Annotated in this window: 18 protein-coding genes; 17 read left to right on the top strand and 1 reads right to left on the bottom strand. The window is 33.5% G+C overall.

Annotated features, from left to right (window positions below):
• Positions 1-98: 98 nt before the first annotated feature.
• A complete protein-coding gene (locus B0A57_RS02280; protein ID WP_034099383.1) occupies positions 99-5,771 on the bottom strand; it encodes an alpha-2-macroglobulin family protein in 5,673 nt (1,890 codons plus the stop codon).
• 334 nt (positions 5,772-6,105) lie between these two features.
• Between B0A57_RS02280 and B0A57_RS02275 the strand changes: the two genes are divergently transcribed.
• The 17 genes from B0A57_RS02275 (at position 6,106) to rpmA (ending at position 21,723) form a co-directional block, all read left to right on the top strand.
• Positions 6,106-6,471, top strand: a complete 366-nt coding sequence (locus B0A57_RS02275; RefSeq protein ID WP_011964322.1) for an NADH-quinone oxidoreductase subunit A — start codon at positions 6,106-6,108, stop codon at positions 6,469-6,471.
• Positions 6,472-6,620: 149 nt separating this feature from the next.
• Positions 6,621-7,166, top strand: coding sequence for an NADH-quinone oxidoreductase subunit B (locus B0A57_RS02270; protein WP_011964321.1), 546 nt, complete (start codon positions 6,621-6,623; stop codon positions 7,164-7,166).
• A gap of 4 nt (positions 7,167-7,170) precedes the next feature.
• Positions 7,171-7,692 carry an NADH-quinone oxidoreductase subunit C gene (locus B0A57_RS02265; RefSeq protein WP_034099381.1) on the top strand — a complete coding sequence of 174 codons (522 nt, stop codon included), beginning with the start codon at positions 7,171-7,173 and terminating at the stop codon, positions 7,690-7,692.
• 129 nt (positions 7,693-7,821) lie between these two features.
• Positions 7,822-9,060, top strand: coding sequence for an NADH-quinone oxidoreductase subunit D (locus B0A57_RS02260; protein ID WP_011964319.1), 1,239 nt, complete (start codon positions 7,822-7,824; stop codon positions 9,058-9,060).
• 183 nt (positions 9,061-9,243) lie between these two features.
• Complete coding sequence (locus tag B0A57_RS02255) at positions 9,244-9,774, top strand: complex I 24 kDa subunit family protein (protein WP_034099378.1); 531 nt, start codon at positions 9,244-9,246, stop codon at positions 9,772-9,774.
• 1 nt (position 9,775) lies between these two features.
• A complete protein-coding gene (gene nuoF / locus B0A57_RS02250) occupies positions 9,776-11,143 on the top strand; it encodes an NADH-quinone oxidoreductase subunit NuoF (protein WP_034099377.1) in 1,368 nt (455 codons plus the stop codon).
• 15 nt (positions 11,144-11,158) lie between these two features.
• Positions 11,159-12,130 (top strand): hypothetical protein, encoded by a 972-nt coding sequence (locus tag B0A57_RS02245; protein WP_011964316.1) that lies wholly within the window; start codon positions 11,159-11,161, stop codon positions 12,128-12,130.
• Between the two features lie 36 nt (positions 12,131-12,166).
• Positions 12,167-13,222 (top strand): 2Fe-2S iron-sulfur cluster-binding protein, encoded by a 1,056-nt coding sequence (locus B0A57_RS02240; protein WP_034099375.1) that lies wholly within the window; start codon positions 12,167-12,169, stop codon positions 13,220-13,222.
• Positions 13,215-14,246 carry an NADH-quinone oxidoreductase subunit NuoH gene (gene nuoH, locus B0A57_RS02235; RefSeq protein WP_011964314.1) on the top strand — a complete coding sequence of 344 codons (1,032 nt, stop codon included), beginning with the start codon at positions 13,215-13,217 and terminating at the stop codon, positions 14,244-14,246. Before B0A57_RS02240 ends, nuoH begins: the two co-directional genes overlap by 8 nt.
• An 8-nt stretch (positions 14,247-14,254) precedes the next feature.
• Positions 14,255-14,806, top strand: a complete 552-nt coding sequence (locus B0A57_RS02230) for a NuoI/complex I 23 kDa subunit family protein (RefSeq protein ID WP_011964313.1) — start codon at positions 14,255-14,257, stop codon at positions 14,804-14,806.
• Entirely contained in the window at positions 14,806-15,318 is a 513-nt protein-coding gene (locus B0A57_RS02225; protein WP_074460259.1) for an NADH-quinone oxidoreductase subunit J family protein, read from the top strand. Before B0A57_RS02230 ends, B0A57_RS02225 begins: the two co-directional genes overlap by 1 nt.
• A 1-nt stretch (position 15,319) precedes the next feature.
• On the top strand, positions 15,320-15,640 hold the full coding sequence (gene nuoK, locus B0A57_RS02220) for an NADH-quinone oxidoreductase subunit NuoK (protein ID WP_011964311.1): 321 nt from the start codon (positions 15,320-15,322) through the stop codon (positions 15,638-15,640).
• Between the two features lie 6 nt (positions 15,641-15,646).
• Entirely contained in the window at positions 15,647-17,530 is a 1,884-nt protein-coding gene (gene nuoL / locus B0A57_RS02215) for an NADH-quinone oxidoreductase subunit L (protein WP_034099373.1), read from the top strand.
• 12 nt (positions 17,531-17,542) lie between these two features.
• Positions 17,543-18,982: a complex I subunit 4 family protein gene (locus B0A57_RS02210; RefSeq protein WP_034099372.1), complete on the top strand. Its 1,440-nt coding sequence runs from the start codon at positions 17,543-17,545 to the stop codon at positions 18,980-18,982.
• A 47-nt stretch (positions 18,983-19,029) separates the two neighbouring features.
• A complete protein-coding gene (locus B0A57_RS02205) occupies positions 19,030-20,397 on the top strand; it encodes an NADH-quinone oxidoreductase subunit N (protein ID WP_034099370.1) in 1,368 nt (455 codons plus the stop codon).
• A gap of 399 nt (positions 20,398-20,796) precedes the next feature.
• Positions 20,797-21,432 carry a 50S ribosomal protein L21 gene (rplU, locus tag B0A57_RS02200; protein ID WP_011964307.1) on the top strand — a complete coding sequence of 212 codons (636 nt, stop codon included), beginning with the start codon at positions 20,797-20,799 and terminating at the stop codon, positions 21,430-21,432.
• A gap of 30 nt (positions 21,433-21,462) precedes the next feature.
• Positions 21,463-21,723, top strand: a complete 261-nt coding sequence (rpmA, locus tag B0A57_RS02195; RefSeq protein ID WP_011964306.1) for a 50S ribosomal protein L27 — start codon at positions 21,463-21,465, stop codon at positions 21,721-21,723.
• The last annotated feature ends 197 nt before the right edge of the window (positions 21,724-21,920 follow it).

Below are 21,920 nucleotides of genomic sequence, written 5' to 3'. Positions count from 1 at the left end.
TTTAACCACAAAGTTTACTAAGGTTTACACAAAGTTCACTACGCTATACTAACTTGTGAACTTTGTGACTTCCTCGTGTTCTTTGTGTTTAGTTTTTATTATTTTACAACTTCAACCCAAAAACCTTTAGTTCTTGCTAGAAACGTATTGTCATACATCGCTTCACATTGCAATCCAGGCAAATAATAAGTCCCTAAATAAGAAGCGTTAACTAAAACTCTAAAAGTTTTGGTTTCGCCAGATCCTAATGGGAAATAAAAGTTTGTTCTATCATCTCGAATGTCAATATGGTCGGCGACATTGTTTGTGGCATCACCAAAATCGGTAAAACGTGTATTTACAATTTCGAAACCTGAAGGCAAAATTTGTGATAAAGCAACGTTTTCTACTCGTTCATTTTTTAAGTTTTTAATCGTAATCTCTGCGATAAACTCTGTGCCTTGATTTATTTTAGAAACATTGATAATACTACCTTTTCTGTTTTTGAAAACTACTTTGGCACTCAAATTATTTTGAACAACCTGCTCTTGGCCCACAGGCAAAATGCCAGAATTTAAAACACGTATATATAAGGTATTGTTTTTGTTGTTTTTGATGGTGATTCCGTTTGTTCCATTTTTAATTGTCAAACTTCTTTCTGCCAATGTTTTATTGGTATTAATTCCTAGAGTTTTTCCACCATCATTAAACTGAACATGAATACCTTTTCCGCCATTAAATTGCGCAAATTTTGACATCGAATACAAGCAATAAGCGGTAGTTTGTGTACTCATCCATTGGTCGGCAGACATTTGTTTGGCTAGTTTGTTTGCCATAATAAATGCTTTTTGTTTCTGACCCAATAAGATTAAAGTTTCTAATGTCATGGCACGATTGCGATCGCTAGAACCATAATAGTAATAGCTGTAATTGTTGTTATAATCTTCATCTATTTTAGATTTTAATAACAAAGCCATTCCTGCTTGTTTTTGTCCTGCTAGAGCATAAGCGGCAGCCAATCGCAGTTTACTCTCGTTAGAAATTCCTGAAGTTTCACGCAATCTGTTCATCGATGATAAATCAGGGGAACCTGCTAATGCTAAAGTGTACAAACGATACGCTTGTGCAAAATCATTGCCATATTTAGCTTCAAAACGCCATTTTTTAGCTTCTTTTTGTTGATATGAAACCCATTTTTGTTTGAAATTTATAGGTAAAACATACCCTTTTTTCTCGGCTTCAATCAAGAAATGTCCCGCATAAGAACTTCCCCAATCATCAGCAGAAGTATCTCCTTGCCAGTAAGACATACCGCCGTTTGCCAATTGAAAACCTCCCAATCTTGTAATTCCTGCGGTTACATTTTTCTGAATTAATGCTTTGCGATTGGCATCAATATCAGCAATGTCATTCAAATACAATTGAGGGAAAACTGACGACGTAGTTTGCTCGACACAACCATGCGGGTACTGAATTAGATATTGCAACCTTCCATTAAAATTAATCGATGGCATAGAGGAAACTTCCAATCTTGCTTTATTGCTTCCAGCGACACCAAAGGTTTTCCAAGAAATAGATTTAGAACTATTTGGTTCTAAAACAACATCGGTAAAAGTATTGGTTACAGGATTTGGGTTGGTCATATCAATCTCGACATCATAAGTAGATTTTTCTTTCCCAGAAGTAGCAATGACTTGTACTTTTGCAATTCCCGTAGTAGCTCCAACTTCGAGATTGAAATACGTCATTTTTTCATCAGGACTAGTGAAAGTTACATTTTGAATGGCTTTGCCAATAATTTTTAAGCCAGGACTTGTTTTTATTTGTACGGAAACATTTTTTACATGATTTTCCATTGCAAAAATAGTCACAGGAATCGTTACTTTTTCTGATGGAGAAATTTTTCGTGGTAACGAAGCCAATGCCATCAAGGGACTACGAACCGGTGTTGCTTTTTCGACTGCGCCATAAGCACTTGTTTTCGCATCGCCAGCAACTACCATTGTTCTGACTGAACCAATGTATTTCGGCAACTTTATTTGGTGTGTTTTGGTATCGCCCGCTTCAAGTTTAAATGGGCCTAAATAAATAACGACTGGCTTAAAACGATTGGCTTTTTTTGCTTTGCCACCACCTAAATCTTGGTCACCACCAATACTAAATATTTGATTTACTTTTCCGCCATAAGCGCCAATTACATCATCGTAAATATCCCAAGTTTTTACACCCAAAGCTTCACGAACATAGAAACTGTCCCATGCGTTTGGGGTTTTGAAACGAGTTAAATCTAGCAACCCTTCATCGACAACGGCAATGGTATAAGTCATCGCTTTTCCTGATTTTTCACTCACATTTACATTAAATGTTTGCTCTGGTTTTAAAACATCAGGCATGGCGATTTTTGGTTCTAGAATGGTATTTTTGTCAATCACTTCAACAGGAATAATTCCGTACATTCTTATTGGCGAATCGTTTTTAGTTGAAGCATGAGGTTGTAATAACGTAATGTTGAAATACACGTTTGGCGCCATAGCAGCCGTAATAGGAACTTCGACTTTAGTTTCTCCTTTTTTGGTTTTTGCCCAAAGTGTTTGTACTACTTTCGCTCCGTTTTCGATAGAAATTAAGGCACGTCCGCCTTCACTTGAAGGGAAAGATATTTGTGCTTTTTCGCCTACGGCATAATTCTTTTTATCGGTAGAAAAAACCAACATATTAGCTGTTGAAGCATCGGTGTTTCTTGTTTTTCCTGACCAATAAGGATAATCGATATTAACGGTTTGTGCTGTGGCATGACCATCAGTTGGATCGGTAACTCGAATCATATAACGTCCCCATTCTTCATCGGTTAGTGCAAATTGGAAGCTGCCTTTTCCATGCGCATCAGTATTTACTCTCAATGTTTTGTATGAAGAGGTTGCGTTTGATGAATTGTAATTGGATATACCATCGTTTGATGAATCCCACCACCAACGCCATGCTACTTTAAATACTTTTACTTCTAGGTTTTTTACCGATTTTGGGCGACCCTTTTCATCGACCGTAACCACATCAAAACGATTGTTAATTCTCGTTTCTAGCATTTGGTATTTTGTTAATTCAGGCAATTTTAATCCCACATACGTTTTGTAAGGAGAATAAGTTGTGGCCATCACATCGGTACTAAAATCGCCACCTTCCTCATATACTTTGGTCATAAAAGCTGCTTTTAGCATTCCTGGTGCTTGACCTTGTAATTTAGGATCGATAGTGACTGATGCTTTTCCGTTTGCATCTACTTTTCCTGAAAAAACATTAATTTCTTCGGTGTTAAATTGACGCACTTCATCATCAAAATCATATTTCTCATAACCTTTGAAATTAGTAACATCTTGCGAAAATTTAGCTTGTATTTCTACTTTCAAATCTTTTGCCTTCGCCCCATGAAGCCAGTTGACTTGCAGATTACTGGTGTTTGGATAAGAAGAAGAAAGCACTGCATTTTTGAAAACATTTTTTATTTTTAAACGATTGGGTTTGATGGTTTCAATTTTAATGTTTTTATAAAATTTGGCCCCACCCACACTAACCATCGCTTCCCAACTTCCTGTTGGCGCATCGGCATCGGTAGGAACTATAAAACTATAATGATTGAGTTCGTTCGATTTTTGAATCGTTTGATACGTTATTTTTCCGTTAGGATCAGACAGTCTGAATTTTATTGGATGTGCATTTGGAATTTTATTCGCGGCATCATTAAAAATAAATGATAAATACAAATTATCGCCAGGACGCCAAACGCCACGTTCTCCATATATAAAACCTTTCAAGCCTTTTTGTAAAGCTTCACCAGCCACATCAAAATTACTAACAGAAAGTGAGTTTCCATCATCTAGTTTCACATAAGTAGATTGGTCGCCAAGAGTAACAATGGCAAAATATGCGAATTTGTCTAATTCAAATTTTGCAATTCCTTCGCTATTTGTGGCTTCGGTGGCTAGTTTTTGTTGTTGAAAATTGTACAATTCGACTTTTGCATTCGAAATTGGTTCGGTCGTTACAATATTATTTACAGCAAACAAATAGGATTTGTTTTCGCCACGTTTGGCGATAACACCTAAATCTGAAGCTAAAATATTGGTTCCTATAGTGGTGTTATAAAAGTATGATTGCGAGCAAGCATCTTCGCTTTCTCGCCAATCATAATCTTCATAATAATAGTCATCGTAGTTGTTTTGGCTATAATTTACATCGTTTTCATCGGTTTCTTCTTCATCTGTTGTGGTTTCTTCATCTGTTGAACCATCGCATTTGTAAAGAGAATATTTTTTCTTGAATGAAAATTCGACACGGTATATTGCACCTGGTTCTGGGGTGATTATTTTAGATAAATCGAGTGCAAAAGTGTTCCATTGGCTAAAATTAACGAGTTTATTTTCTTTTAAATTTATAGTGCTTTTAGCAATAGGTTGGGCTACTTTTTTTAGATTTTGCGCCCCGTTTAAATCATTATATTGCAAGAATTGAAGAATATTGTTTTTATATATTTTATATACTTTAACATCGACAGCACTTAAGTTTACCGCTTCAAAATTGAGTTTTAAATTGTTAGAACTTGGTAAAATAGTGCCGTTTTTGGTAAACTTTACATTTGGTTTTATTTGATCGAAGGAAATGGTTGTCGAGAAATTTTCTTTCATTTTATACCCATTTTCACTTTCAATTCCTTGAAAAACTTCTACCAAAAGATTTCCAGATAGTATTTGCTCTGGCGTTGTAGCTTCTGGGACTGGCTCTACATATTCGACCGCTTCTTCAGCAGGTAATTCAGTAGTGACCGCAGCAGAATCGATAACAACCGCAGCAGTATCTACTGCTTCGGCAATAGCCTCTACAACAGCTGGTTTTATTGGTTCTTTTTCAGTTTCATCACTAAAAAAAACTTTCAATAAATTACCCTGTGTGCTAAATTTTAAGTTTTTTGCGTTCTGAATAGATATCAAACCTTTAAAATCTTGCCCTTTTTGTAAAGCATCAGAAAAATTAATTAGCAAAGTCTGGCTGTCACCTTCAGGAATAGAAACATTAACTACTTTAAAATTTTCTTTGCCAATAATGGTATAGTCAATTTTACCTTTTTGATCTATATCAAAATCATTCCCGTCATATAAAATTTCGAGATTGCTATCATTGTCTGAACGCTGAATACTGTCTATGATAAATTTGAATTCAGTAGCTGTACTGGCAGATTTAATAAATTTTACAGCCATATTTTCACCCCCATATTGAGCAGTTACTAATTTTTGGGCGGTTTCAAAATCTATATTATCGGCTGTTTTTAAGGTGCAATTTAGGTATTGATAATCTTTACTATACGATTGAATATCTTGTGTAGTGACAAGAAAATCTTGTTTTAGCGTTTTTACAGTGAAATTGAAATCGGCTAATTCTTTTTTAACAGTTGTTAAAATTTTGTCTACTTTTAATGTGACCTGATACTCTGTATCTGGATCTAGTTTTTTTTCAGGAATAAAAGCAATGGTATTTGTAGATAACGCTACTACTTTTCCGCTTACACTTGGAGAGATGTTAAATAAATCATTGTCTAAAACCTGATCTTTAACCCAATCTTTTTTGTCGAAAGCAAGTACGACTCGGATATCGGATTGCGCCGAGACAATACCCCCAGTAAAATTTGAAATTATACCCTTAAATAACGAAAAATCTGAATTAAAATCGGCAGCTGATTTTCTGCCACAAGCTTGAAAAATAAGAACTGCAATACACAAATAAACAAAGTTTTTCGTTTTCATTTGGATTAAAAAATTAAGAATAAATAGATGGTTAAAATTTCATTAAAACTATGACAAACTTACTACCATTTTTGTTAATTCCTTAAAATAAACTACATATATTTTAAATGTTATCCTAAATAAATCCAACTACTCCATTTTTTTTGTTTTTAGTAATTTTAATTTATTCGTTTCTTTTAAATCGAAGAAATACTCAATGATTTAAAAATTTGTAATTTAGAAACATTAAAAATAAGTCGTTAATGTGCTTTTTTTTAGTCGAAATTGCCATTTTGGGTTGCGATTTAATTCCAGCCATGTATCTTTGTAAATGTTAAAAACTAATTTATAAACAATGCAATCAAATCAATTAGATTATTTACCAATATTTATGCAAATGGGACTTGCTGTTGGATTTGTGGTGTTAACTATCATAGGTTCAAGTTTTTTAGGGCCAAAAAGATCATCTGTAAATAAAGATAAAAATTTTGAAAGTGGTATCGAATCTATTGGGAATGCTCGCGTTCCTTTCTCGGTAAAATATTTTTTGGTTGCTATTTTATTTGTGCTTTTTGATGTTGAAGTAATATTTTTATATCCTTGGGCAATTAATTTTCAAGAATTAGGAATGCAAGGTATGATTAAAATGGTAATATTCATGTCATTATTATTAGTTGGGTTTTTCTATATTATAAAAAAGAAAGCCCTTGAATGGGATTAGGAAATTTAGATTTCAGAGTGTATATTTTAGATTTCGATATAATCTAAATTTAAGCCCCGAGATTTCTACAAAAGATTTTATTAAAATTTGATTTTATGTTAAAGGTTTTTCAAAAATCTAAAATCTAAAATCTAAAATCTAAAATAAAAATGAGTTCAAATATAAATATAGTAGAAGCTCCAGAAGGAGTAACTGGAGAAGGTTTTTTTGCAACAAAATTAAATGATGTTGTAGGATTAGCTCGTGCCAATTCTATGTGGCCATTGCCGTTTGCAACCTCATGTTGTGGTATCGAGTTTATGGCAACAATGGCTTCGCATTACGATTTAGCACGTTTTGGTTCAGAAAGAGTAAGTTTTTCTCCTCGCCAAGCAGATATGCTAATGGTAATGGGAACTATCTCTAAAAAAATGGCGCCTATTTTAAGGCAAGTTTACGAGCAAATGGCCGAACCTCGTTGGGTAATTGCGGTGGGTGCTTGTGCTTCTTCAGGAGGAATTTTCGATACCTATTCTGTTTTGCAAGGAATAGACAAAGTAATTCCTGTAGATGTATATGTGCCAGGTTGTCCGCCAAGACCAGAACAAATTGTAGATGGTGTAATGCGTTTGCAAGAATTAGTTAAGTCTGAATCTGTTCGCCGTCGTAGCTCGCCAGAGTACCAAGAACTATTAGCATCTTATAACATTAAATAAGAACATGGCTTTAGAAAACACCCAAATTCAAGATAAATTAACAGCAACTTTCGGGGAAAGTGTCGTGAATTTTCGCCAAGAAAAAGACATTTTTACTTTCGAGGTAACCGCTGATGAAATGACTTCAGTGATTTTATTTTTGAAGAATGAAGAATCTTTAAATTTTCACTTTTTAACAGATTTATGCGGTATTCATTATCCAGATAATAATGTAAACGAGCAGTTTGCCGTAGTGTATCATTTGCACAATTGGATTGAAAATAAAAGAATCAGAATCAAAAGTTTTATTAACGGAGAAACTCCTGAAATAAAAACAATTTCAAATATCTTCTTGTGTGCCAATTGGATGGAACGTGAAACCTATGATTTCTATGGAATCAATTTTATAGGTCATCCTCAATTAAAAAGAATCTTGAATATGGACGAAATGGTATCTTTTCCGATGAGAAAAGAATTTCCAATGGAAGACTCAGGAAGAACAGACAAAGACGACCGGTTTTTTGGTAGAACAACAAATAATGGATAATTAACAATGTATAATTGATAATTATAAAATAAAAAGGAATAATAAATTAATAGTTAATTGGAATTATCACCCGAGGTCATAGGCCGAACGGAACAAAGCTAATTATCAATTATCAATTTTTAATTAAAAATGTCAGAACTATTATTACCACCCGAGCATCGCTATGCTAAAATAATTAAGGAAAAACTAAATGAAGACGGAAGCGAACTTTCGATCCTAAATTTAGGGCCTACTCACCCAGCCACTCATGGTATTTTTCAAAATATCTTGTTGATGGATGGTGAGCGTATAGTTGATGCCGAACCAACCATTGGTTATATTCATCGTGCGTTCGAAAAAATTGCCGAAAACCGCCCTTTTTATCAAATCACTCCGTTGACAGACAGAATGAACTATTGTTCTTCACCTATCAATAATATGGCTTGGTGGATGACATTAGAAAAATTATTAGATATTGAAGTGCCTAAGCGGGCACAATATTTAAGAGTTATTGTAATGGAACTAGCGCGTATAACGGATCACATTATATGTAATTCGATTTTAGGTGTCGATACCGGAGCTTATACAGGTTTCTTATATGTATTCCAATTTAGAGAAAAAATTTACGAAATCTACGAAGAAATTTGTGGTGCTCGTCTTACAACAAATATGGGAAGAATTGGCGGTTTCGAAAGAGATTGGTCACCAAAAGCTTTTCAATTATTAAACACCTTTTTAGAAGAATTTCCAATTGCTTGGAAAGAATTTGAAAATCTTTTCGAAAGAAATAGAATTTTTATCGATAGAACCGTAAATGTTGGTGCAATTTCTGCCGAAAAAGCTATGGCTTACGGATTTACAGGTCCAAACTTACGTGCCGCAGGTATCGATTATGATGTTCGTGTAGCAGAACCTTATTCTTCTTACGAAGATTTTGAGTTTATAATTCCTGTAGGAAAATCAGGTGATACTTACGACCGTTTTTGTGTTCGTAATGCCGAAGTTTGGGAAAGTTTAAGTATCATTCGTCAAGCCTTGGCTAAAATGCCAGAAGGAAATGTGTACCATGCAGAAGTTCCAGATTATTACCTTCCTCCAAAAGAAGATGTATATCATAATATGGAATCATTAATTTACCATTTCAAAATTGTGATGGGAGAAGTTCCTGTTCCAGTAGCTGAAATTTATCACGCTGTAGAAGGAGGAAACGGAGAATTAGGATTTTATTTAACTACCGATGGAAGTCGTACGCCGTACAGATTACATTTCCGTCGTCCTTGTTTTATATACTATCAAGCCTATCCTGAAATGATTAAAGGAGCATTATTATCTGATGCGATCGTCATATTATCAAGTTTGAATGTCATTGCAGGAGAACTAGACGCATAAAAAAATAAAAATTGAGAATTAAAAAATAAAAATTTTGATTACTAGAAAATAAATCTTTGTGAACTTTGTGCCCTTCTTTGTGTACTTTGTGGTTAAAAGAAATAAAAATTTTGATTACTAGAAAATAAATCTTTGTGAACTTTGTGCCCTTCTTTGTGCACTTTGTGGTTAAAAGAAATAAAAATGGAAAAAACGAATATCAAACAGACTATTAATATAACCGAAGCGTTAATGACTCGCATCGAAGAATTATGTAGTCATTATCCAGAAGACAAAAGAAAATCGGCATTATTGCCTGTTTTGCACGAAGTACAAGATGCTCACGACAATTGGTTGAGTATTGAGTTGCAAGACAAAGTAGCTGAAATTTTGCATATCAAACCAGTAGAAGTGTATGAAGTCGTTTCTTTTTATACAATGTATAATAGAAGACCAATTGGTAAATACATGTTCGAATTTTGTCAAACTTCGCCTTGTTGTTTGAACGGAACCGAAAATTTAATGGATTACACTTGTGATAAATTAGGTGTAAAAGTGGGAGAACCAACTGCCGATGGACTTTTTGAAGTTCGTGGTGTAGAATGTCTAGGAGCTTGTGGTTATGCACCAATGATGCAACTAGGTGATTTTTACCAAGAACACTTAACAGAAGCAAAAATAGATCAGTTAATTGCTGATTGTAAAGACAATAAAATAATATTACACGATAAATAAGATGTCAAAAAAAATATTATTAGACAAAATAAACGTTCCTGGAATTAGAACTTACGAAGTATACCGCAAAGAAGGCGGTTATGCATCGGTAGAAAAAGCACTAAAAACTTTAACACCAGACGAAGTAGTAGAAGAGGTAAAAACTTCTGGAATTCGTGGTCGTGGAGGAGCGGGATTTCCAGCGGGAATGAAATGGAGTTTTATCGATAAAAAATCGGGGAAACCACGTCATTTGGTTTGTAATGCTGATGAGTCAGAACCAGGAACCTTTAAGGATAGATATTTGATGGAATTTATTCCTCATTTATTAATCGAAGGAATGATTACTTCTAGTTATGCTTTGGGTGCAAACCTATCTTACATTTATATTCGTGGAGAATATATGTGGGTCTACAAAATTTTAGAAAGAGCCATCGCCGAAGCAAAAGCTGCGGGTTGGTTGGGTAAAAATATATTAGGGACGGGTTACGATTTGGATTTATATGTTCAAATTGGAGGTGGTGCCTACATTTGTGGTGAAGAAACCGCATTAATCGAATCGTTGGAAGGTAAAAGAGGAAATCCTCGTATCAAACCACCATTTCCAGCAGTTTCTGGACTTTGGGGAAACCCAACAGTTGTAAACAATGTAGAAACAATTTCCGCAGTGCCATGGATTGTAAATAATTCAGGCGCAAAATATGCCGAAATAGGAATAGGTCGTTCTACAGGAACTAAATTAATTTCTGCTTCTGGAAACATCAAAAACCCTGGAGTTTACGAAATCGAAATGGGATTGTCTGTTTATGAATTTATGAATTCAGACGAATATCTAGGTGGTATGGCTACCAATAGACCACTCAAAGCATTAGTCCCTGGAGGAAGTTCAGTGCCCATTTTACCAGCACATTTAATATACAAAACAGCCAATAACGAAGACCGTTTAATGTCTTACGAAAGTTTGAGTGATGGTGGTTTTCCTACAGGATCCATGTTAGGTTCTGGAGGATTTATCGTATATGATGACAGAGCTTGTATTGTGCGCAACACATGGAATTTTTCTCGTTTTTACCACCATGAGTCTTGCGGTCAATGTACACCTTGTCGTGAAGGTACAGGCTGGATGGAAAAAATATTACATAGAATAGAAAACGGTCACGGTCGTGAAGAAGATATCGATTTGTTGTTGAGTATTCAAAGTAAAATAGAAGGAAACACGATTTGTCCTTTAGGTGATGCAGCAGCTTGGCCAGTAGCCGCAGCAATTCGTCACTTTAGAGAGGAATTTGAATATCATGTTCGTTTCCCAGAAAAAATAAAAAATAGAGATCATTTTGTGAATGAACCTTTTGAAAAGGTAAAACATCTAATTAAAAATGAAATTGTTTAAAAAAAAATAGGACTTATGATAAATAGAATCAAATTAATTTTACCTTTCTTAATATTAGCTATTTCAGCTAATGCTCAAATATCGATTTCTAATGTTAAAGATATAGAAAAAGTAAAGGGAACTACCACTTATATTACTATGAACGACCCAAATGATGCTGTTTCCTTAAAATATGCAGAGATCTTTAAAAAATATTGGACTTTTTCAAAAATCGAGTTTATAAAATATGCTGATATAAACAAGTATTTGAATGCGAATAGTTCTTTTTTAAATTTAGGAGGCTATACAACCAATGTAGAGAGTTACAAATTGTATAGTAATGGTAGTAGAAATCTAGGAATCAAGTGGGAAAATACACATCTTTATTTGGAATTATGGACTTGTAGTGAAAAGTTTTTAAAGAAGAAGGGGGATTCTTCAAAAGAATTTAAAGAAAAGGATAAAAATCAAATTGCAAGGTTGGAGCTTTATACAGATTTTCAAACTTTAAGAACTCCAGAAAACTTATTTCTTACAAATTTCGGTTGTGAAAACCATATTAGAAATTGGGGAGAAGGATTGTTAAAAAATCATCTCCAAAATATGATAATGTACCTTGAAATGGGGAAAGAGAAAAGTTTGTATTCCCCTATAATTAATGATTCTGAAATTAAAAAATTACAAAATAAAACTTTATACATTCCCGATTACGCTTTTACTAAATTTAATGCTTTTACTGGTGATGAATCAAAAAAACATGATGAAAAAGAACTTTTGGAAGATTACAAACCAAAATATCAAGTAATATCAACTAAAGAGTTGAATGAAAAGATATTGAAAAATGAAGAGCCATTTTTCTATTTACAATATATTAAAAGCTCAACTGACAAATATGTTAGTGTTATAAATTCTCAAACAGGAGAAGTGGTCTATTCTAGTTATAGTCCAGCTTCCTACAATCTGAAATCTGGTGATTTGAAAGATTTAAGTAAAAAAATTTCAAAGTAATAAAAGCTGAATTGTAGTTCCATAAACAATTATAAAATGAAGGTAACAATAGATGGTCATTCGATTGAGGTCGAACCAGGAACAACCATATTACAAGCTGCACGTATGATTGGAGGAGAAGTAGTGCCACCAGCCATGTGTTATTATTCAAAACTAAAAGGTAGCGGCGGTAAATGCCGTTGTTGTTTGGTTGATGTAACTAAAGGTAGCGAAGCAGATCCAAGGCCAATGCCTAAATTGATGGCATCTTGTGTAACAGGTTGTCAAGACGGAATGGAAATAGCCAGTAAAGCTTCTCCAAGAGTTCAAGAAGCAAGAAAATCGGTAACGGAATTTTTGCTGATTAACCATCCGTTAGATTGTCCAGTTTGTGATCAAGCGGGAGAATGTGATTTGCAGAACTTAAGCTTCGAACACGGAAATCCGAAATCACGTTTTATCGAAGAAAAAAGAACATTTGAACCAGAAGATATTGGTCCAAATATTCAATTACACATGAATCGTTGTATTTTATGCCAAAGATGTGTGCAAGTGGCAGATCAGTTGACAGACAATAGAGTGCATGGTGTGATGGATCGTGGTGATCATGCTAATATCTCAACTTGTATTTCAAAAGCGATAGATAATGAGTTTTCTGGAAATATGATCGATGTTTGTCCTGTTGGTGCTTTAACTGATAAAACTTTCCGATTCAAATCGAGAGTTTGGTTCAATAAACCTTACAATGCACACAGAGCATGTACAACGCCAGGATGTTGCGGAAAAACAACGGTTTGGATGTTTGGTGGAGAAATTCAACGAGTAACTGGTCGCAAAGACGAATATCATGAAGTAGAAGAATTCATCTGTAACGGATGTCGTTTTGATCATAAAGATGTTAACGATTGGACTATTGAAGGACCTCGTGAATTCGAGAAAGATTCGGTAATTAATCAAAATAATTATACTCAGAAATTAGAAAAAGTTGAAATTGCTACCGAAAAATTAATTTTAGAAGGTAGACAAATCGATCATAAAAAAATCAGTATGTCTGAAATTGATTACAACGAAAAAATTGATGGCAACCTTATAGATTCAAAGAAAAATGGATAGTGCATTTATAATAGAAAAAAGTGTTGTCATTGTTGCAGTTTTTGCTTTAACAATGCTTATGGCGATGTATTCTACTTGGGCAGAACGTAAAGTTGCGGCATTTTTGCAAGATAGAGTGGGGCCAAATCGTGCCGGTTGGGGCGGATTATTACAACCTCTTGCTGACGGGTTGAAATTATTTTCGAAAGAAGAATTTGAACCCAATACACCTAATAAATTTTTATTCGTTGTAGGGCCAGCCATTGCTATGAGTACAGCTTTAATGACTAGCGCTGTAATTCCTTGGGGTGATAAATTACACCTTTTTGGAAGAGATATTTTATTACAAGCTACTGATATTGATAATGCCTTATTATACATTTTCGCAGTAGTTTCTGTTGGGGTTTATGGTATCATGATTGGTGGTTGGGCATCTAATAATAAGTTCTCTTTAATGGGAGCGGTTCGTGCCGCATCACAAATGGTGTCGTATGAAGTTGCCATGGGATTATCTATGATTGCTTTATTAATGATGACTGGAACACTAAGTTTGAAAGAAATATCGGCACAACAATCAGGTATGAATTGGAATGTGTTTTATCAACCAGTTTCGTTTTTAATATTTTTAATTTGTGCTTTCGCAGAAACAAATAGAACGCCTTTCGATTTAGCCGAATGCGAATCTGAATTAATTGGAGGTTACCACACAGAATATTCATCTATGAAAATGGGATTTTATTTGTTTGCCGAATATGCCAATATGTTTATCTCATCAGCCATTTTAGCTATTTTATTCTTCGGAGGATATAATTATCCAGGAATGCAATGGATGGTAGAAAATGTAGGTGTAAATACTGCAAATATTTTAGGTTTTTTAGCCTTGTTTATTAAAATTTGTGGCTTTATTTTCTTCTATATGTGGGTTCGTTGGACGATTCCACGTTTTAGATACGACCAATTAATGCACTTGGGTTGGAGGATTTTAATCCCATTAGCAATTCTAAATATTATGGTTACAGGAATTTGCCTTTTACTGTTTAAATAAAAGATTTTATGTCAACGACTATACAAAATATATCATTATCAGGTAGGAAAAAACAAGTTTCCAATAAGGAAATGACTTTTTTAGAAAGCCTTTATCTTGTGGCGATTGTAAAAGGATTACTTATTACAATCAAGCACTTTTTTAGAAAAAAAGTAACCATTCATTATCCAGAACAAGTACGTGAAATGAGCCCAGTTTATCGTGGACAACACATGTTGAAACGAGATGAACAAGGTCGTGAAAACTGTACAGCTTGTGGTTTGTGTGCACTTTCTTGTCCTGCAGAAGCAATTACAATGAAAGCTGCTGAGAGAAAATCAAACGAAAAGCACTTGTACCGTGAAGAAAAATATGCAGAAATATATGAAATTAATATGTTGCGTTGTATTTTCTGTGGTTTGTGTGAAGAAGCTTGTCCGAAAGATGCGATTTACTTAACGACTTCAAAAGTTTTAGTTCCTTCTAATTACGAAAGAGAAAATTTTATCTTCGGAAAAGACAAACTGGTTATGCCTTTAGATATCGCAATGCAAAATGCACAACTTAAAAACGCTAACTAATGAGTATATTATTAATTATTTTCTACTTTTTGTCGGCCATTACATTGGCAACAGCATTATTAACTATTATTAGCAAAAATCCTATTCATAGTGCGATTTATCTAGTAATTTGCTTCTTTAGTGTAGCGGGTCATTATTTATTATTTAACGCACAATTTTTAGCAATTGTTCATATTATAGTTTATTCTGGAGCGATTATGGTTCTGTTTTTATTTACTATAATGCTGATGAATTTGAATGAAGAAGGCGAACCTCATAAAAAAATGGCTACAAAACTAGCAGCAGTTGTTTCCTTCGGATTGGTTTGTTTTGTGATGTTAGCTGTTTTTATTAAGGCAATGCCAAAAATGGAAACATATAGAGCTTCTGGTCAGGATTTTCAATCGATAAAAGTGCTGGGTAAAGTGTTGCTTAATGAATATATGGTACCTTTCGAATTTGCATCTATCTTATTGTTAGTTGCCATGATGGGCGTGGTATTATTGTCTAAAAAAGAAAAAAAAATTCAATAAAATGAATAATATATTAGTAGAAATAGGAATTGAAAATTACATCTATTTGTGTGTGGTTTTGTTCTGTATCGGAATTTTTGGTGTTTTGTACCGTCGAAATGCCATTATTATGTTCATGTCTATCGAAATTATGCTTAATGCGGTTAATTTGCTTTTTGTTGCATTTTCAACTTTTCATCAAGATGCACAAGGGCAAGTTTTTGTGTTCTTCTCGATGGCTGTAGCTGCTGCCGAAGTTGCTGTGGGATTAGCCATATTAGTATCTATTTATAGAAATTTAAGTTCTATAGATATCGATAATTTAAAAAATTTAAAAGGATAAATACTAATGGAAAAAAATTTAGCTTTAGTATTGTTATTAGCTCCATTTTGTGGGTTTTTATTTAATGTTTTCTTCGGAAAAAAAGCAGGTAAAATGATTGTAGGTGTCATAGGAACCTTATCTGTTTTGATTTCTTTTTTTGCAACGACTTACTTTTTTGCACTGATACAATCGAATGGGAAACCCATTCAAATCGATTTGTTTCAATGGATTTCTTTAGAAAAATTCAATGTTAATTTCTCATTTTTATTAGACCAATTGTCTATTCTTTGGTTGATGTTTGTAACAGGAATTGGAACATTAATTCATTTATATTCTATTTCTTATATGCACGATGACGAGAATATGCACAAGTTTTTTGCGTATTTGAATCTGTTTGTATTTTTCATGATTACATTGGTTATAGGAAGTAACTTATTAGTCATGTTTATAGGTTGGGAAGGCGTAGGATTGTGTTCTTATTTGCTAATTGGTTTTTGGTACAAAAATCAAGCGTATAATGATGCAGCCAAGAAAGCTTTTATCATGAACAGGATAGGAGATTTAGGTTTGCTCGTTGGAATTTTCATTTTAGGGTATTTATTCAATACTTTAGATTATGCTACTTTAAAAACTGGTGTTTTATCTAATAGTAGTATTTTATCAAATCCATTATTATCTATCGCTGCTTTATGTTTATTCATCGGCGCTTGCGGGAAATCGGCACAAATTCCGTTATATACTTGGTTGCCAGATGCAATGGCTGGGCCAACGCCTGTTTCGGCATTAATTCATGCTGCAACGATGGTTACTGCTGGTATATTTATGGTAACCAGAATGTATTTTTTATTCGATTTAGCACCATATGTTCAAGATATTATGGCAATTATTGGAGCAATTACTTCCATTGTAGCAGCATCGATAGGATTGGTTCAAAATGACATCAAAAAGGTTTTGGCTTATTCTACCGTTTCACAATTGGGTTTAATGTTTTTAGCATTGGGTCTTGGTGCTTATGAAGTAGCCGTTTTTCACGTTATTACCCATGCTTTCTTCAAAGCTTGTTTGTTCTTAGGGTCGGGTTCGGTAATACACGGTTTGCACGGGGAGCAAGATATGCGCAAAATGGGTGGTTTGAAAAAATATATGCCCATTACCTTTTGGACGATGATGATTTCGACATTAGCCATTGCAGGGATATTTCCTTTTGCAGGATTTTGGTCTAAAGATGAGATTTTGATGACCGCTTTTCACGGAAGCATGACACTTTGGATTATTGGTTCGATCGCATCAATCATGACCGCATTTTATATGTTTAGATTAATGTATCTAACATTTTTTAAAGAATTTAGGGGAACCGAACATCAGAAAAATCATTTACATGAAAGTGGTAGTTTAATTACTATACCATTAATAATATTAGCGTTTTTAGCTGCTGTTGGTGGATTGATTAGTTTGCCAGGAAACAGCTGGTTAAATCATTATTTAGCACCATTATTTGGTAAAGTTGGTCATGCAGAGCATCATTTAGACGGAAATGCTTATATGTTAATGGCTCTTGCAACCGTTGGCGCTTTAGTTGGAATTGGTCTTGCCTATTTTAAATATATTAAAAACAGCGAAGTTCCTTCAGAAGACTCTGAAATTACAGGGGTTGCTAAAGTTTTATACAACAAATATTATGTTGATGAAATTTATGATGCTGTTATCGTAAATCCGTTATATAAAGCATCACATTTCTTCAGAAAATATGTTGAAACTGCGGTTTCTGGATTTGTTTTCGGTTTAGGGAAAATAACAAACGAAATTGGAAATCAAGGAAAAACAGTTCAAAACGGAAGTATAGGATTGTACCTGTTTGCTTTTGTATTGGGCGTTTCTTCGATTTTAATTTATTTATTTTTAGTTTAATAATTACACACAATGAACGTATCATTTATACTCATATTTTTATTATTCGGTGCTGTGGCAACTTATTTTGCTGGAGATAAACTGGCTAAAACGGTAGCTTTATTTTTTAGTTTGGCGTCAATTGTTGGATCAATATTTATATTAAATCAATACAATCACGGAATTAATTCAGATTTTATTGCCAATTGGATTTCTAATCCCAATTTATACATTGCTTTAAAAGTTGATGGATTGTCATTGGCGATGTTACTTTTAACGACGGTTTTAACATCGATAATTATATTTTCTTCTTTTGGAAATGAATATAAAAACAGCAAAAGTTTTTATGCTTTAGTGCTATTTATGTCATTTGCCATGGTAGGAACGTTTCTAAGTGCCGATGCATTCTTGTATTATATTTTTTGGGAATTGTCATTAATACCAATTTATTTTATTGCCCTTATTTGGGGTAGCGGTGATCCCGAAGCGCGTAAAAAAGCAGTCATTAAATTCTTTATTTATACATTAGCAGGTTCGTTATTCATGCTAGTAGCTTTTATTTATTTGTTTCAAAAAGTTGGAAGCTTAATGATTGGCGACTTATATGCTATACATTTAACTAATCAAGAACAATTTTGGATATTCTTAGCTTTATTTTTAGCTTATGCTATCAAAATTCCGATTATTCCTTTTCATACTTGGCAAGCAAATGTGTATCAAAAATCACCAACTGTTGGTACGATGTTGCTTTCAGGAATTATGCTAAAAATGGGATTGTATAGCGTTATTCGTTGGCAATTACCAATAGCTCCTTTTGCTGCAAAAATGTATATGCCAATTCTTATTGGATTAAGTATTGCAGGAGTAGTATATGGCTCGATTGTAGCTTTGCAACAAAGAAATATTAAAAAATTATTGGCTTATTCATCTCTTGCTCACGTAGGTTTAATTGCTGCTGGTGCTTACACATTAACTTTAGATGGTTTGCGTGGTGCAGTTTTGCAAATGATTGCCCACGGATTCGTAGTTGTAGGACTTTTCTTTGCTGCCGAAGTAATAGAAAGACGCTTCAATACACAAGAAATAGCTGAAATGGGCGGTATTAGAATTCAAGATAATAAATTTGCATCTATGTTTATGATTGTAATGTTGGCTTCTGTAGCATTGCCTGGAACATTCAATTTTGTTGGGGAGTTTACTTTGTTGTATAGTTTGTATAGCGCTAATATTTGGTTTGCTGTTATTGCAGGAACAACAATTATATTAGGGGCTGTTTATATGCTAAAAATGTTTCAACACGTAATGTTAGGTGAAGCTAATGCAAAAACATTCAAATCGATAACGGCAAATGAAAGCATTGTTTTTGTAGTAATTATTGTGGTATTGTTGTTTTTTGGATTGTTTTCGAAACCAATAACCGATTTAGTTACGCCAGCGTTGCAAGAAATTTTATTAAAAATCAATAAAGTTTAGGATTCATTTTTTTTGAATTCAATAATATAAAAAAAGAAATATAAAGAATGAACACTCTTATATACATATCAGCATTAGGAATATTAAGTTTGCTTGCAGAAATTTTTAATGCAAGAAAAGCCATTGTGCCTATTACAATTATTGGGCTTTTAGCTATTTTTGGATTTAATATTTCCGAATACAATCATTTAGGTTCTTATTATAATAATATGATGGTTGTCGATAAATTTTCGGTAGCCTTTTCAAGTTTGTTTATTATAATTACAGTTTTTTTAGTAGCACTTAGTCATGAGTTTTATAAAGAACAAAAAACTAAAATTTCTGATTACGTTGGGATAAAAGTCTTTTTGTTATCAGGTGCTGTAGCGATGGTTTCATTCGGAAACTTATCGATGTTCTTTTTAGGAATCGAAGTCTTATCTATTTCATTATATATCCTTGCGGCAAGCAATCGATTAAATTTAAAGAGTAACGAAGCAGGAATGAAATATTTTCTTATGGGCTCCTTTGCTTCGGGAATTATACTTTTCGGAATCTGCTTAATATACGGAGCAACAGGGAGTTTCGATTTGAATAAGATTCTAATTCTTATAAATACACAAGCTTATCCACAATGGTATTATATAGGTATTGTGTTTTTATTAATAGGAATGTTGTTTAAAATAGCAACTGTTCCTTTTCATTTCTGGGCACCAGATGTATATGAAGGCTCGCCAGCATTAACTACTGCAACCATGAGTACTTTAGCCAAAATAGTTGCAATGGCAACATTATATAAGCTAGTAACAGTATTATTGCCCATACAGTTATATTCTATTCAAATAATTATTGTTTGCGTGGCAATTGCATCGATGCTCCTAGGAAATATTATGGCATTGCGTCAAAATAATGTAAAGCGCATGTTTGCCTTTTCAGGAATATCGCATGCAGGTTTTATGGTTTCTACTCTTTTACTTACTAGCAATGCTGCAAGTACATTACTATATTATGCCTCCGCTTATGCAATTGCAGGAATTGCTTTTTTTGCAGTTGTAATGTATGTTACGAAAGACAAAGAAAACGAAACCATAGATAGTTTTAATGGCTTAGGAAAAACACACCCGCTATTAGCAGGTATATTAACAGCCGCATTATTATCTATGGCTGGAATACCTATATTATCAGGTTTCTTTGCTAAATTTTTCTTGCTAAATCAGTTAGTATATACAGATTGGCTAATTGTAGTGTTTGTAGCAATTATAAGTTCAATCATAAGTGTAGGTTATTATTTTAAAATTATTATAGCCATGTACACAAAAGAGAGCGAACAAACATTGCCAAATGTTCCCGTAATGTATCAAATCGTAGCCGTAGTAGCATTAATATTAAATATTGCACTGGGATTATTTCCTAATGTAGTTTTAAAATTATTGTAATTGTATAAAGATTAAAAAATTTAATAAAAAACCATTTCACTCATAACGAAATGGTTTTTTTATCTAAATTATATAGTATAGCTTTTTTTTTGACTTTTCCTTTTTTTGGCTGTTGCCAAAAAGGATTGACTTTTAGTCATGACCTTTTTGAGACTCATAAAGCTCGAAAAGGTTTTGCGGTAAGCGAAGTTTACGGACTCCAGTAAAATAAAAGCTAGTGAAGTAATTCTTAACGCATAAATGCACAATGAATATAATTTAGCATTTTAAGTGCGTATAGGAAAAATATATAAAAATATATTTAAAAAAAAACAAACTAAAAAACTCAATACCAATTTGCTAGTATAATAAATAGTTGTATATTTGCAATCTTAAAAAAATTAACTAAACATCATTGTTATGTACGCAATCGTAGAGATAGCAGGGCAACAATTTAAAGTAAGCAAAGACTTAAAGGTTTATGTTCACCGTTTATCTAATGAAGAAGGGTCAAAAATTTCTTTTGACAAAGTTCTTTTATTAGATGATAATGGCACAATCACTTTAGGCGCCCCAGCTATAGAAGGAGCTTCTGTTGAAGCAAAAGTGTTACAACACTTAAAAGGAGATAAAGTAATCATTTTCAAAAAGAAAAGAAGAAAAGGTTACAAGAAAAGAAACGGTCACAGACAGTATCTTACTCAAATCGTAATTGAAAGCATTTCTGCTACAGGCGGAAAAAAAGCTGCTCCTAAGGCTGAAAAAGCAGTAGAAGCAAAAGCTCCAAAAGCGGCTAAAAAAGGTGACGATTTAAAAATCATTGAAGGTATTGGACCTAAAGCTGCTGAAGTATTAGTTGCTGCTGGAATAGATACATTTGCAAAATTAGCTAAAACTAAAGCAGAAAAAATCAACGAGATTTTAGACGGTGCAGAAGCTAAAGTACAACATTTAGATCCAACTACTTGGCCACAACAAGCACAGCTTGCTGCAGATGGTAAAATGGACGAATTGAAAAAATTACAAGATGAATTAAACGGTGGTAAAGCTGTTTAATTAATTATTAACTTATAAAACCAAAACGTCATGGCTCACAAGAAAGGTGTCGGTAGTTCGAAAAATGGTAGAGAATCAGAATCAAAACGCTTAGGTGTTAAGATTTTTGGTGGTCAAGCTGCAATAGCGGGAAATATCATTGTTAGACAAAGAGGTTCTAAACATAATCCAGGAGAAAACGTTTACATGGGTAAAGATCATACTTTACATGCAAGAGTTGCTGGATTAGTGAAATTTCAGAAAAAAGGTGAAAACAAATCTTATGTTTCTGTAGTTGCTTTTGAAGCTTAGTCTATAATAACTTATAGTTTGCAAAGCGCCCAATTATATTGGGCGCTTTTTTTTGTTAAAACAACACAATAAATTATTAAAAAAGCTTAATAAAATTAGCAAATTAGAAGTTAAATGGTTGTGTTTTAAAAACACATTAATACCATTTAAAGTTTACATTTACTGGGCTAAAAAAATATACAGTTTGTCATTCCGAG

It is taken from the genome of Flavobacterium psychrophilum DSM 3660 = ATCC 49418 (assembly GCF_002217405.1).
Lineage (GTDB): Bacteria > Bacteroidota > Bacteroidia > Flavobacteriales > Flavobacteriaceae > Flavobacterium > Flavobacterium psychrophilum.
This window is presented reverse-complemented; position numbering and strand designations above follow the sequence as displayed.